The sequence below is a fragment of the Luteococcus sp. H101 genome (assembly GCF_038433155.1).
Classification (GTDB): Bacteria; Actinomycetota; Actinomycetes; order Propionibacteriales; family Propionibacteriaceae; genus Luteococcus.
Map to the genome: position 1 here is coordinate 1 of NZ_JBCDMW010000034.1, position 14,168 is coordinate 14,168.

Sequence of the window (14,168 nt, forward strand, 5' to 3'; positions counted from 1 at the left end):
GAAAGGACTTTCATGAAGATTGCCGTCATCGGTATGGGCAAGATTGGCCTGCCGCTCGCCGTCCAGTTCGCCTCGAAGGGCCATGAGGTCTTCGGCGTCGACGTCCAGCAGCGCGTCGTGGACACCATCAATGCGGGGCAGGAGCCCTTCCCCGGTGAGGCCTTCCTGGCCGAGAAGCTGGCCGAACTGGTGCCGGCCGGGAACCTGAAGGCCACCACCGACTACTCCGCCGCCATCCCCGGGGTGGACGCGATCGTGATCGTCGTGCCGCTGTTCGTCAACGACGAGACCTGGCAGCCCGACTTCGCCTGGATGGAGAACGCCACCAAGAGCTTCTCCGAGCACCTGACCCCCGGCACCCTGATCTCGTACGAGACCACCCTGCCCGTCGGGACCACCCGCAACCGGTGGAAGCCGATGATCGAACAGATCTCCGGCCTGAGCGAGGGCAAGGACTTCCACCTGGTCTTCTCCCCGGAGCGAGTGCTGACCGGCCGGGTCTTCGAGGACCTGCGCAAGTACCCCAAGCTGGTCGGTGGCCTGTCGGAGGAGGGCACCAAGAAGGCGATCGAGTTCTACGAGGCCGTGCTCGACTTCGACGTGCGTCCGGACCTGGACACCCCCAACGGCGTGTGGGACCTGGGCACCGCGGAGGCGGCCGAGATGGCCAAGCTGGCCGAGACCACCTACCGCGACGTCAACATTGGCCTGGCCAACCAGTTCGGCAAGTTCGCCGAGAAGAACGGCATCGACGTGTTCAAGGTGATCAAGGCCTCGAACTCGCAGCCCTACAGCCACATCCACCTGCCCGGCATCGCCGTCGGTGGGCACTGCATCCCGGTCTACCCGCGGCTGTACCTGTACACCGACCCGGACGCCACCATCGTGCGGACCGCGCGTGAGGCCAACATGACCATGCCCGAGCACGCCGTGACCCTGGTGGAGGGCGCGCTGGGTGGCCTGGAGGGCAAGAAGGTCCTGATCCTGGGCGCCTCCTACCGCGGCAAGGTCAAGGAGACCGCCTTCAGTGGGGTCTTCCCCACCTTCCAGATCCTGTCCGGGCGCGGCGCGGTGGCCACCGTCACCGACCCGATGTACACCGCCGAGGAACTGGCCGCGTTGAACCTCACCCCGCACACCGACGGGGACCCGGTGGATGCCGTGATCGTGCAGGCCAACCACCCCGAGTTCAGCAGCATCGGCAAGGACGCCTTCCCCGGCGTCCAGGTCCTGGTGGACGGCCGCAACTGCACCGACCCCGCCCAGTGGGACGGCGTCAAGCGCTTCGTGATCGGCGACGGCGAAGCCTGAACCTGAGGGCGGTGGCGACGCCGCCCATCATGCTGGCCAAGCCCGTCAGGGTCACCTGACAGGAACCGAAGAACAACGTGGGGCCATCCCGGATCATCCGGGATGGCCCCACGTGTTTGTCTCGTGCTCGGGTCAGAACAGCAGCCGGATCCCGTTCCAGTTCTGACCGATCTTGGTGGCGGCACCCCACCGCGGGGTGTAGGCGACGTTACCCGGCTGGATGCAGTGCATGCCCGCGTGGTCACCGGGGGAGCAGCTGTAGCCGAACGAGCTCCGGTTGGCGTAGACGTACAGGTTGCCGTCGGTGCGGCGGGCAATCAGGTCCGCCGAGGCATCCCCGTTGAGGGAGCCGGGGGACTGCACCAGCTGCATGGCGCCCCAACCCTGACCGGTTCGCACGGCGTCCAGGAAGCAGCCCATCTCGGGGTCGCAGGAGCGGTAGTGGGACCACAATGTGCCGTCGGGCTGGACCGTAGTGTACTCCGGGCCGGGCCCCGGGCCCCAGACAAAGCGCGTCGAGCTGGCGAGCCTGGGCAGGCCGTCCTCCACCACCGGTTGCCCGGGCTCGAGTTCGTGCAGTCCGGTGCTGGTCAGGCCGGTCAACCCGGTGGCCTGCACCCGCGGGCCGTTCATGGTGCGGTACTTGGCGACGTCGGAGCGCAGCTGCTTGCCGGCACCGAGCTTCCCGTTGAGTCCGACGGGGAAGCCCCACAGGGTGCCGTCCTTGCGCAGGGCAAGCAGACCGGATGCCTTGCCGACGCCGTAGCCCTCCGGCACCCGGGTGATCTCACGGAAGTTGGCCCAGCCCTTGCCGGCCTGGATGCCGCTGGCCAGGGTTCCAGCGGGGGTGGTGCGGTAGTACATCAGGCGGCCGTCGGTGGTCACGGCCAGCACGTCAGCCCGTCCGTCGCCACTGAGGTCGCCACCAACCAGCCGGGGCGGCAGACCAGCGCAGGGCGCGACGGTGACGGCCCCGACCTGCGAACCACTCGCACCGCCGTGGACCCAGCGGTAGCGTCCCGAGCCGAGCCCGGTGAAGGTGACCGTCTGCCCCGGCGCGATCTTCCTCGTCTCGGTGTCGCCCAGCGTGATCTCGGAGAACTGGTCGGCGGCGTCGCCTCCCTGCTGGGTGACCTTGAGGGTGCCGCATGACGGGTTGGACCAGACCACCCGGGGCGGGGTACTGGCATGGGCGGGCGCGGGGGCGGTGGTCAGCCCGGCGCCGACCAGGGTGAGGGTGGCTGCTGCAGTGGCGATGCGTCATCGCATGGGTGTTGCCTTTCGGGAGGCCTCGGGGGAGAGGAGTTGCTGCTCACGATATGCCCAGCGGGCCGCAGGCAATAGCCTGTCGCTGAGCCAATCTGGCTCTTGACCCAAGGAGAACCGCATGATTCCCGGCAGCCCCACCTGGATGGACCTCGGCACGCACGACGTCGAGGGTGCCAAGGCCTTCTACACCCAGCTCTTTGGCTGGGACTTCCTGGACCAGGGCCCCGACTTCGGGGGCTACCTGATGATCAAGCAGGGCGACGGCTTTGTCGGCGGCGCGATGAGCTCGCTGATGACCCCGGAGGGGCCCGCCGAGGAGCCGCAGTACCCGACGTCGTGGACCATCTACCTGCGCGTCGAGGACATTGACGCGGCGCTGGCGAAGGTGGAGCCCAATGGTGGGCAGGTGATGGTGCCGGCCATGCAGGTGGGCGAGTCCGGAAAGATGGCCGTGGTGGTCGACGCCGCCGGCGCCGTCGTCGGGATGTGGCAGCCGCTGGACTTCGACGGTTACGACTTCACCGGCCAGCCCGGCACCCCGGTCTGGTTCGAGACCATGAGCAAGGACTACGACGCCGCCGTTGCCTTCTACGCCGAGGTCTTCGGCTGGGATGTCACCGCGATGCCCGGGATCCCCGAGGGGCAGCCTCGCTATGCCACCAATGGCGGCGGGGAGCGGGCCGCCTGCGGTATCTGCGAGGCGGACTCCTTCCTGCCCGACGAGGTGCCCTCCTTCTGGCGGATGTACCTGCAGGTAGCCGACACAGACCAGGCCGTCGCCCGGATCCAGGAGCTGGGCGGGCGGCTGCTCGACGGTCCGATGGACTCCCCCTTCGGCCGGCTGGCCACCGTCGCCGATCCGCAGGGTGCGATGTTCCAGGTGATCACCTCGGCGATGCCGGGCTGAGCCTTCAGCCCTGCTCCGGTCAAGGCTGGCGTGCCGCGTCGGAATGCGTCGTCTCACCAGACGGCGTCCATGGTCTCAAAGGGTGAATGTTTGACCGTTGAATTTGCCCTGGACAGTCAGATTGTGGACCCGTTCTCGGGAGTTGAGACGACGCGTCTACGCTTTGGCCGTGAATGAGAATGACCAGAACCTCCAGCCGGACACCCGGACGTCGGAGGAGCACGCCCTGCGGCGTGGCCTGACCGGACCGCAGGTCGCCATGATCGGGCTGTCCGGGGCGCTCGGCACCGGCCTGTTCCTCGGCTCCGGCGAGATGATCAAGATCGCCGGCCCCTCGGTGATCCTCTCCTACGCCCTGACCGGCCTGCTCTCCCTCGTCGTGGTCTGGGCCCTGGCCGAGATGACCGTCGTGCACCCGGTGGCCGGCGGCTTCGGGGCCACCGCCCACGCCTACCTCGGGCCGATCGGTGGCTGGTTCATGCGGTGGAATGTCGCCGTCGTGATGTGCATCGCCGTCGGTGTGGAGGTGGTGGCCACCGGCAAGTACCTGCACTGGTTCTGGCCCGGGTTGAGTGTGGAGGTGGGCACCGTGCTCTCCTCCCTGGTGATCATCGCCATCAACATGGCAACGGTGAAGGCCTATGGCCACTCGGAGTACTGGTTCAGCATCATCAAGGTGGCGATGGTGGTTGCCTTCATCGCCCTGGGCACCATCCTGATCTTCTTCGGTCTGCCCAGTACGCCGGCCATCGGCACCCACAACTTCACCGGCGGGCATGGCTGGCAGGGCTTCGCGCCGTTCGGCATCAAGGGCATGCTGGTGGGCGCCGTGATGGCCATCTTCTCCTTCGGTGGCGTGGAGAATGTCTCCGTCGCCTCCGCGGAGAGCGAGAACCCGGAGCGCGACGTGCCCCGCGCCGCCCGCGCCATGATCCTGCGCCTGGTCTTCTTCTACGTCGGCGCCATCGCCGTCGTGATCGCCCTGCAGCCCTGGCAGCACTCGGCCACCACCAAGGAGAGCCCCTTTGTCACCGTGCTCTCCCTGGTCAACATCCCCGCCGCCGCCGGGATCATGAACTTCATCCTGATCACCGCCGCCCTGTCCGCCGCGAATGGCTGCCTGTACGCCTCCGCCCGGATGCTGCACTCGCTGGCACTGGACCACCTGGCCCCCGCGGCGGTGGCCCGCACCTCGGCCCACGGCGCGCCGCGCAATGCCGTCGCGCTGGCCACCTTGGGCATGCTGGTGGCCTCGGTCATCACCATCGTCAGCCCGGACAACGCCTTCAAGATCCTCTACGGCATCCTGATCTTCGGCCTGCTGACCACCTGGGTGCTGATCGTGATCACCTACCTGGGTTTCCGCCGCGGCCGCGCCCAGCTGGGGCTGCCCGGCGCCAGCGCCCGATTGTGGGGCGGCCCGGCGACCGCCGTGCTCACCCTGGTGGTCTTCGCCGCCATCTACGTGGCCATTTGGTTCATCGAGGGGCTGTCCTTCGCCATGCCGATCGGCGTGGGATATGTGGCCGTGCTGACCGCCGCCTACTTCCTAGTCCGCACCCGGGTGAAGAAGTTCGGGCCCAGCGTGCTGGACGACGAGCTGGTGGCCCGGGCCGACGCCGGAGTGCTGCCGGACAATGCCCTGGCTCGGGAGCGCGCCCAGCACGCCCTGGTCCGGATCGGCCGGGCGCACGGGATGGTGGCAGCCGGGAATGACGGCGAGGTGCCCGCCCCGCCGCACCTCTGAGTCCTCCGGGTCCGGGGCATCCACCTCTGTTACCGGGCCGGGGCGCCCACCTCTGAGCCCTCCGGGCCGGGGCACCCACCACTGTGACCCGCCCAGAGGTGGCCGCACTCCATCCACCACTGTGACTGCGCAGCCGTTGATGCTCGGGGCAGCCGTTCCAGCTGCTGCCCCTGGATTTAGCGGCTGCGCAGTTGTCGTCGCCCCCGGCCTCGCCATGGGTGGTCGCCCCTGGCCGTCTCCCCGGTCTCGGGGTGGCCGCACCCTATCCGTCACTGTGACCGGGCCCGGGGTGGCCGCGCCCATCCACCACTGTGACTGCGCAGTCGTTACTGCTCGGGGCAGCTGTTCCAGCTGCTGCCCCAGGACGTTGCGGCTGCGCAGTCGTCTGCCCGGCCGTGGTCTCCCCGGCCTTGGGGTGGCCGCATCCCGTCGACCACTGTGACCGGGCCCGGGGTGACTGCATCCCATCCACCACTGTGACCCGCCCAGAGGTGGCCGCACCCATCCACCACTGTGACTGCGCAGTCGTTAATGCTTGGGGCAGCTGTTCCAGCTGCTGCCCCAGGACCTTGCGGCTGCGCAGTTGTCGTCGCCCCCGCCGTCGTCTCCCCGGCCTCGGCAAGGGTGGTCGCCCCCGGCCTCTCCATCGGTGGTCCTCTCCTCGGCCGTCTCCCGGCCGGGGCTTGCCCTCCACAGTCGTCGTCTCCCGGCCCCTCGCCGCGTCGGGAGAGGGGGATGGGTCCGGGGCACTAGAGTTGGCTGCGCCCACCAAGCTCAAGGAGTTGCTCATGCGCGTCGTCAGCATCGTCGGGGCCCGCCCCCAGTTCGTGAAGCTGGCCCCCGTCGCCAAGGCATTGGATGCCGCCGGGATTGACCACAAGATCGTCCACACCGGCCAGCACTACGACGTGAACATGTCCGACAGCTTCTTCCAGGAGCTGGGCATCCCCAGTCCCGACGTGCACCTGGGCGTCGGCTCGGGCAGCCACGGCGCCCAGACCGGCTCCATGCTGGCCCAGATGGATGCCGCCTTCACCGAGCTCAAGCCGGACTGGGTGCTGGTCTACGGCGACACCAACTCCACCATCGCCGGCACTCTGGCCGCGGTGAAGATGCACATCCCCACCGCCCATCTGGAGGCGGGGCTGCGCTCCTACAACCGTCGGATGCCGGAGGAGCACAACCGGGTGCTGACCGACCATGCCGCCGACATCTGCCTGGCCCCCACCCAGGTGGCCGTGCAGCACCTCACCGACGAGGGCCTGGGCGAGCGCGCCGTGCTGGTGGGCGACGTGATGGTGGACGTCTGCTTCCAGGTGCGCGACGCCGTCAAGGACCGCCCGCTGGCCATCGAGGGCATCAATCAGGGCGACGAGTTCATCCTGGCCACCATCCACCGCGCCGACAACACCGACGACCCGGCCCGGCTCAAGACCATCCTGGAGACCCTGGCGGCGCTGCCGGTCAAGACCATCCTGCCGGTGCACCCGCGGCTGCGCGCCAAGGCCGCCGAGTTCGGCCTGGACATCGAGGCCGGCAACCTGGTGGCCGTCGACCCGCTGGCCTACCCGGACATGGTCAATGCCGTGGTGCAGTCGGTCGGCGTGGTCACCGACTCCGGCGGCCTGCAGAAGGAGGCCTACCTGCTGGGCGCCCCGTGCACCACGCTGCGCACCGAGACCGAGTGGGTGGAGACCCTGGAGGACGGCTGGAACATCCTGGACCCGGACCTGACCCAGGTGGGCCAGGTGGCCGTGCGTCCGCGGCCCGACGCCGAGCGCGGCACCCCCTATGGCACCGGCCACGCCGCCGAAGAGGTGGCCAAGGCGCTGCAGGCCTATCGCGTGGATGCCGCCGGCAATCTGGTGGGCCCCACGGCGTGACCGGGCAGCTCTCTGGGGCGGGGGCCCGGATTGCCCACCTCAGCACCGTCCACCAGTCCTGGGACAACCGCATCCTGAACAAGGAGTGCCGGGCCCTGGCCGAGGCGGGCTTCGACGTGCACCTGGTGATCTCCGCCGACGCGGACCGGGTGACCCACGGGGTGCAGGTACATGCCCTGACCCCCCGTGGCCGGGCCGCCCGGCTGCTGGGCTCCCAGGCTGAGGCGTGGCGGGCGCTGGACCGGATTGCGCCGCACCTGTTGCACTTCCATGACCCGGAGCTGATCCCGCTGGCGCTGGCCTACGGCCGTCGGCACAAGATCCCGGTGGTCTACGACGCGCACGAGGACCTGGTCAAGCAGATCGACACCAAGCCCTACCTGCAGGGGCGCAAGGGGGACGCGGCCCGGCGGGCGGCCCGTCGGCTGATCCGGATGGCCGACCGGCACTGCGATGCCATCGTCACGGTGATCGACGAGATTGCCCAGACTTTCTCCCCGGTGCGCGACGGGCGGGAACGCCCGGTGGCCGTGGTCCGCAACCTGCCGTGGAAGAGCGACTTCACCGTGGTGGACCCCGCCGCCACGGATCCGGTGGCCGTCTACACCGGCGACATCAGCCAGGAGCGCGGCCTCACCCGGATGCTGGACGCGGTGCACCACGTCGAAGGGGCACGGCTGGTGCTGGCCGGCCGGAATCTGGTGGGCGATGCGCTGCCCGTCGGGGACCCGCAGGTGGACTACTGCGGCCTGGTGCCGCCGGCTGAACTGCCCGGGATCATCGCCCAGGGCAGGGTGGGCCTGGTGCTGCTCTCCCGGCTGCCCAACTACGAGCATTCCCTGCCCACCAAGGTCTTTGAGTACATGGCCTCCGGCCTGCCCTTCCTGGCAAGCGACTTTGGCTACTGGCGGGAGCTCTTCGGCGGGATCGACGCCGGGGTCTTCGTGGACCCGGATGACCCGACGGCCGTCGGAAGCGCCCTGGCCGAGCTGCTGGCCGACCCGGCCCGGTGCGCCGAGCTGGGCGCCAATGGGCGACGAGCGGTGGCGGAGAGGTTCAGCTTCGAGGCCGAGGCGACGACGTTGGTCGGCCTGGTGAACCGCCTGCTGGCCGCCTGATTCCGGCCCCCCGAACCCACTGCGCAGCCGATCCTTCTTGGGGCAGCTGTTGGAGCTGATGCCCGGACACCCAACGGCTGCGCAGTGATGAGGTGAACTGGCAGCATCACGGTGGCCGAGCGTGCCCAGGCCCTTCGCCCGACCCAACCACGGCGGCCGATCTTGTTTCGGCCTCACGAAGAAATATCCGCCCCCCATTGCATCCGGGGCAAACGCTGACGTAACCTAACACGTGTTAGGTACTCAACGAGGAGCCAGCATGACTGACATCACACGCCGGGCGGTGCTCGGGGCGGCCGGAGCCGGGGCGGTGGGGACCGTCCTGTCTTGGAAGCGCCTCACCGGCCTGGACATCCCCGGGCGGGGCGCGGACGCGCTCAACATCGCCATCAACGGCACCGCGCAGGATGCGGCGTCCAACCAGGGCCTGATCGGCGCCTTCACGAAGCAGCACCCGGACATCAAGGTCCGGATCGTCCCCATCCAGGGCGCCGACTGGAGCGACTTCTTCGCCAAGATCCTCACCCTGGTGGCCGCCGGCACCCCGCCGGACGTCGTGATGGTGGCCACCGAGGGAACCCAGCTGTTCGCGGAGCGGCTGGCCCACCCGTTGGACGAGTTCGTCACCCGGGACAAGGAGCAGATGCGGGAGTTCTTCGAAGATGTCCACCCGTCGCTGATCGAATCCTTCATGTACCAGGGCCAACTCTTCCAGCTGCCGCTGAGCTGGAATGCCGCCAACATGTACTTCTCCTCGAAGGCAATGGAGCGGGCCGGTCTGGACTACCCGAAGCAGGACTGGACCTGGGATGACTTCCACGGGTACCTGCGCCAGATGCGCAAGGCCTCGACGGGCACTTTCCGCCCCTTCTTCTGGACCAACCGGCTGTGGGGCGGCGTCGTGCCCTGGCTGTACAGCAACGACACCTCCTTCCTGAAGCCCAGCCGCTACCCCGGCGGCGAATGGCTCTGGCGGGAGTTCTACCCGGAGCAGAAAGGCCGCAGCGGTGGCTACCGCTGGACCGAGCCCAATGCCGACGACCCCAAGGTGCTGGAGGCCTTCGAGTTCCTGCAAGGACTGGTGGCCGAGAATCTCGGCTCCTCCCCGGTGCAGGGCGGCGGCAATGAGCTGGTCAGCCGCTTTGGTTCCGGCGTGATCGGGATGACCCCCTCGGGCGGCTACTGGGTGCACGGCCTGAACCAGGCCGGGATGAAGCGTGACGACTATGACGTCGCCTTCTTCCCCAAGGGACGCACCCAGCAGCACCAGTTCGGCACCGCCGGCTACGCCATCATGCGGGCCTCCAAGCGCAAGGACGCCGCCTGGGAGTGGCTGAAGTTCTGCGTCAGCAAGGAGGGCATGAGGATCGCCCAGAAGAACCCGGACTCCAACAGCGCCCGGCGCTCGCACAACACCACGCTCTACCAGCCCACCGGACCCAAGCACTGGGAGGTCTTCTACGACACCCTGGACAAGTTCCCGACGACGGCTCCGGTGCCGGCCCCGCCACAGGAGGCCGCCGTGGAGACCGCCCTGATCAAGAACGTGCTGGGCGCCGTCACCGGCTCCCGGCCCACCGTGAAGCGCGCGCTGGCCACGCTGCAGCGCGACCTCGAACTCGCCGTGAAGGGGTCATGATGACTCTGCCCGTCAACACCGCCGCGGCCGCCAAGGCCACCCCGGACACCGCCGTCTCCCGCGCCCCCGGCAGCAAGGCCGAGGGCAAGCTGGCGGCCCTGCTGCTGGCCCCCACCGTGATCGGCATCGCGCTGTTCACCCTGGTGCCGATCATCGGATCGATTGCCCTGGCCTTCTTCGACTGGGACATCATCTCCACCCCACGCTTCGTCGGCGCCAAGAACTTCCAGACCCTGGCCAGCTCGCCCACCATCCGGGTCAGCTTCCTGAACACCTTCGCCTTCGTGATCGTCGCCGTCGCGCTGCAGATCAGCGTCGCCCTGGGGCTGGCCGTGCTCGTGCAGTCCAAGATGCCCGGCTGGCTGCGCTCCTTCTTCCGCTCGGTCTTCTTCTTCCCGCTGATCCTGTCCGCCGCGTCGGTCTCGCTGATCATGAGCTACCTGTTCAACGAGGACTTCGGCACCGTCAACAAGCTGCTCGGCCTGATCGGGATGAGCCCGGTGCACTGGCTGACCAGCACCACCGGCGCCATGATCGTCACCGTCCTGGTCTACGTCTGGCAGAACTTCGGCTTCACCTTCCTGCTCTTCATCGGCGGCCTGTCGTCGATTCCGCAGGACATCTACGAGGCCTGCGACATCGACGGGGCTTCCCCGATGCGGCGCTTCTGGCAGATCACCCTGCCGCTGGTCAGCCCGACGATGCTGGTGGCCACCGTGATGGCGATCATCGCCGCGCTGCAGATCTTCGACCAGCCCTATGTGCTCACCAAGGGCGGCCCGGGGGATTCCACCCGCACCGCCGTGATGGTGATCTACCAGTCCGCCTTCCAAGAGCTGCAGTTCGGCCTGGCCGCCGCCATCGGGCTGGTGTTGATGCTGATCATCATGCTGGTCACCTGGCTGCAATTCCGTCTGTCCAAGCGTTTCGTCTTCTACATGTGAGGGGCACCGACATGTCCACGTCAACCATCGCCCCGTCCACGACGGGAAGCACCCAACCCACCACTCGTCGCGGCCCCGGAGCCCGACGCCTGCTGCCGCTGGCCGGCCGGATCCTGGTCCTGCTGGTGGCCCTCTTCCTCACCCTGGGGCCCGTCGTGTGGACCCTGTGGGTGGCCTTCACCCCCACCGACGAGCAGGGCCGTCGCACCCTGAGCCTGGCCGCCTTCACCGACGCCTTCTCCAAGGTGGACATGGTGCGGCTGTTCTGGAACTCCATCCTGGTCACCGCGCTGTGTGCCGTCGGGCAGATGTTCACCGCGGCGCTGGCCGGCTACGCCTTCGCCCGGCTGCACTTCCGCGGCCGCAACGCGCTGTTCGCCGTGATCCTGGCCACCATGATGGTGCCGATGCAGGTGACCATCGTCCCGGTCTTCATGCTGATCCGCGGCATGGGCCTCTCGGACACCCTGCTGGCGCTGATCCTGCCCGCCCTGCCCACCGCCTTCGGCACCTTCCTGATGCGGCAGTACTTCATGGGCATTCCGGACAGCCTGGCCGAGGCCGCGCAGATCGACGGCGCCACCCCGTGGCAGGTCTTCTGGAAGGTCTACCTGCCCTTGTCCACGCCCGGCCTGGCCATCGTCGGCATCCTGGCCTTCAATGCCATCTGGAATGAGTTCTTCCGCCCGTTGATCATGACCATCAGCGAGGAGAACTTCACCCTGCCGCTCGGCCTGGTCAGCCTGCAGGGTCAGCTGGGCACCGGCAGCATGAGCACGGTCCTGGCCGGCGTCGTGCTGTCCATGATCCCCGCCCTTGTCGTCTTCGTCTTCGGGCAGCGTCCGCTGCGCGAGGGCCTCACCGCCGGAAGTGTGAAGTGAACCCCGACGTCTGCCTGCCCACCCGCCACATCCGCCCCGCGCAGGGCTGGATCAACGACCCGAACGGTCTGGTCTTCCACGACGGCCGCTGGCACGTCTTCTTCCAGTTCAACCCCGACGAACCGCGGCACGGCCAGATCCACTGGGGGCACGTCAGTTCCGACGACCTGCTGACCTGGCGCGAGGAACCCATCGCCCTGCGCCCCCGCCCCGGAACGCTCGATGCGGTGGGCTGCTGGAGCGGCTGTTGCACCCTGGACGCCGGCCTGCCCACCTTCTGCTACACCGCCGTGGATACCACCCCGGCGGATGCGGTGGGAGCCATTGCCACCGGCTCCGCGGACCTCACGGCCTGGGCCCAGACCGAAAGCCCCAGCGCAGCCCGCGTCGGGGTGGCGGTGGCCGAGACCCGGGACCCCTTCGTCGTCTGGATCGAGGGGCGACGCTACATCGTGCAGGGGCACGGCGGCCCCGGCGTCCCCGCCGAGGTCCTGGTCTACGACGCCACCGATCTTGCCGACTGGAAGCTGCTCGGGCCGCTGGTGGATGGGTCCGATCCGGTGGCCGTGGAGTTCGCCGCCGCGGACATCTGGGAGTGCCCCAACCTGGTCCAGGTGGACGGGGAATGGGTACTGATCCTCAGCCTGTGGCGCCACGACGGAACCCAGGGCCAGCTGAGCGGGGTGCGCTGGCTGGTGGGTGACGTGGCCGTGACCGACGGCTGTCCACGCTTCATCGCCCGCGATGGCGGGGTGCTGGACGACGGGCCCGCCTTCTACGCGCCCCAGGTTCTGCTGGACCGGGATGCTGGCGGCAATGACCGGGTGCTGTTGATCGGCTGGTCCTGGGAGCTGGGCCGCGACGACGCCTGGCTGGCGGAGCACGGCTGGGCCGGGGTTCTCACCGTCCCGCGCGAGCTGCATGTGCGCGACGGGAGGCTGGTGATGGAGCCGGCGCCGGAGGTGTTGACCGCTGCGGGCGAATCGTTGGGGGAGTCCTGGCCGGCCGGTGATGGGGCCGTGTTGGTCACCACGTCGGGCCCGGGGACACTGGTCTGTTCCGATCCGGACGGCCCGGGTGAGGTGGAGATTCCCGGCGCCGCGACGGTCATCGTCGACGGCTCCATCCTCGAGGTCTTCCACGGCGGGTCCTGCTTCACGACGCGGATCTACGCCCGTGAGGCCTCGGTGTGGAGTGTCCGTGCCGACGAGGCCACGGTCCGCCGCCTCTGACCCAACCACGATCCCCGAGCTTGTCTAAGGGTGGCTCGGCGTCGGATCGGCAGCCTCTGGCGCTGCGTCTCGTCGACACTCGCTCGCTCGCGTCTCCTCGCGGAACCGCGCTGCGAGGCTCCGAGCCCGACACCGAGCCGCCTTCCACGATCTCCGAGCTGCCCTTCCACGATCCCCGAGCTTGTCGAGGGGGCTTGGCTGGCCGTCGTCGTGGGGCTCAGCCCCTGGGCGGGGCCACCGACGCGCGGGAGACCGCCGGGCTGTGCACGGCGATCTCACCGGTGGGGATCTCCTTGCCCTGCAGCAGGTCCAGCAGCAGGGTGGCGGCCAGCTCGCCCATCTCCCGGTGGGGGAGCAGCACGGTGCTCAGGCCCAGCTGCGGCGCGACATTCGGGTCGTCGTCGTAACCGACCACCGACAAGTCCTCCGGGATCCGCAGCCCCTGCCGGGCGGCGGCCAGGAAGACTCCCATCGCCACCCGGTCATTGGCGCACATGATGGCCGTGGGCGGCTCGGCGACGTCCAGCACCTGGGTGCCCACCGCCAGCCCGTCGCTGATCTCCCAGCCGGAGCGCACCAGCCTGGACCGGGCGCCCGCGACGGCCAGGGCGGCCCGGTGCCCCTCGATCCGTCGGCCGTTGGCGGTCACCTCCTCGGTGCCGGTCAGGTAGGTGATCTGGCGGTGGCCCGCCGCCAGCAGCAGCTCGGTGGCCCGGCGGCCGCCCGCCACCTCGTCGGACACCACGCCGGGAACCCGGCCTTGGGGGTCGAAGGCATTGAGCAGCAGGCACTTCTCGGCCAGGAAGCCCGCCGGTGGCTCCCACGGCTGCAGGCCCTCGGCGGCAAAGAGCAGGGCGTCGCACTGGCGGGCGCGCAGCACGTCCACAGCCTCGGTCTCCAGGCCGCGGTCCTGGTGGGAGTCGATGGCCAGCAGCAGGTACCCCCGCTGGGCGGCGACGTCGGTGGCACCGGAGATCATGGCGCCGCCATAGCTGCCCGACGCGATGGAGTCGGTGACCACGCCGATGGTGTGGGTGGCGGCGCTGCGCAGGCTCCGCGCCACGCTGTTGGGGCGGTAGCCCAGCTCTTCGGCGGCCGCCCGGACCGCGGCCTGGTTCTCGGCCGAGATCACCCCGTCGGCCCGCCCGTTCAGCACCAGGGAAACCGCGGTGCGGGAGACCCCCGCCAGGGCGGCTACCTCATGCGACGTGACGCCTCGTGCCATCCGTGCCCCCGG

11 protein-coding genes are annotated in these 14,168 nt (G+C 69.0%); 9 read left to right on the forward strand and 2 right to left on the reverse strand.

Annotation, left to right across the window (positions count from 1 at the left end):
* Window positions 1-12: 12 nt before the first annotated feature.
* The gene (locus AAEX60_RS13610; protein ID WP_342104107.1) at window positions 13-1,311 is read left to right on the forward strand and encodes a nucleotide sugar dehydrogenase; all 1,299 of its coding nucleotides are present in this window, start codon (window positions 13-15) and stop codon (window positions 1,309-1,311) included.
* 132 nt (window positions 1,312-1,443) lie between these two features.
* On the opposite strand, the gene AAEX60_RS13615 is transcribed toward AAEX60_RS13610, so the two are convergent.
* Window positions 1,444-2,481, reverse strand: a complete 1,038-nt coding sequence (locus AAEX60_RS13615) for a hypothetical protein (protein ID WP_342104108.1) — start codon at window positions 2,479-2,481, stop codon at window positions 1,444-1,446.
* A 217-nt stretch (window positions 2,482-2,698) separates the two neighbouring features.
* On the opposite strand from AAEX60_RS13615, the gene AAEX60_RS13620 reads away from it, so the two are divergent.
* The 8 genes from AAEX60_RS13620 (at window position 2,699) to AAEX60_RS13655 (ending at window position 12,931) form a co-directional block, all read left to right on the forward strand.
* Window positions 2,699-3,487, forward strand: a complete 789-nt coding sequence (locus tag AAEX60_RS13620) for a VOC family protein (protein WP_342104109.1) — start codon at window positions 2,699-2,701, stop codon at window positions 3,485-3,487.
* A gap of 169 nt (window positions 3,488-3,656) precedes the next feature.
* A complete protein-coding gene (locus AAEX60_RS13625) occupies window positions 3,657-5,234 on the forward strand; it encodes an amino acid permease (RefSeq protein WP_342104110.1) in 1,578 nt (525 codons plus the stop codon).
* 788 nt (window positions 5,235-6,022) lie between these two features.
* The gene (gene wecB, locus AAEX60_RS13630; protein WP_342104111.1) at window positions 6,023-7,117 is read left to right on the forward strand and encodes a non-hydrolyzing UDP-N-acetylglucosamine 2-epimerase; all 1,095 of its coding nucleotides are present in this window, start codon (window positions 6,023-6,025) and stop codon (window positions 7,115-7,117) included.
* Window positions 7,114-8,235, forward strand: a complete 1,122-nt coding sequence (locus tag AAEX60_RS13635) for a glycosyltransferase family 4 protein (protein ID WP_342104112.1) — start codon at window positions 7,114-7,116, stop codon at window positions 8,233-8,235. The genes wecB and AAEX60_RS13635 overlap by 4 nt, the downstream gene beginning before the upstream one ends.
* A gap of 259 nt (window positions 8,236-8,494) precedes the next feature.
* Window positions 8,495-9,874, forward strand: a complete 1,380-nt coding sequence (locus AAEX60_RS13640; RefSeq protein WP_342104113.1) for an ABC transporter substrate-binding protein — start codon at window positions 8,495-8,497, stop codon at window positions 9,872-9,874.
* On the forward strand, window positions 9,874-10,818 hold the full coding sequence (locus AAEX60_RS13645) for a carbohydrate ABC transporter permease (RefSeq protein WP_342104114.1): 945 nt from the start codon (window positions 9,874-9,876) through the stop codon (window positions 10,816-10,818). Before AAEX60_RS13640 ends, AAEX60_RS13645 begins: the two co-directional genes overlap by 1 nt.
* An 11-nt stretch (window positions 10,819-10,829) precedes the next feature.
* Window positions 10,830-11,699: a carbohydrate ABC transporter permease gene (locus AAEX60_RS13650; RefSeq protein ID WP_342104115.1), complete on the forward strand. Its 870-nt coding sequence runs from the start codon at window positions 10,830-10,832 to the stop codon at window positions 11,697-11,699.
* Window positions 11,696-12,931, forward strand: a complete 1,236-nt coding sequence (locus AAEX60_RS13655) for a glycoside hydrolase family 32 protein (RefSeq protein WP_342104116.1) — start codon at window positions 11,696-11,698, stop codon at window positions 12,929-12,931. The genes AAEX60_RS13650 and AAEX60_RS13655 overlap by 4 nt, the downstream gene beginning before the upstream one ends.
* A gap of 217 nt (window positions 12,932-13,148) precedes the next feature.
* On the opposite strand, the gene AAEX60_RS13660 is transcribed toward AAEX60_RS13655, so the two are convergent.
* Window positions 13,149-14,156 carry a LacI family DNA-binding transcriptional regulator gene (locus AAEX60_RS13660; RefSeq protein ID WP_342104117.1) on the reverse strand — a complete coding sequence of 336 codons (1,008 nt, stop codon included), beginning with the start codon at window positions 14,154-14,156 and terminating at the stop codon, window positions 13,149-13,151.
* Between the last annotated feature and the right edge of the window lie 12 nt (window positions 14,157-14,168).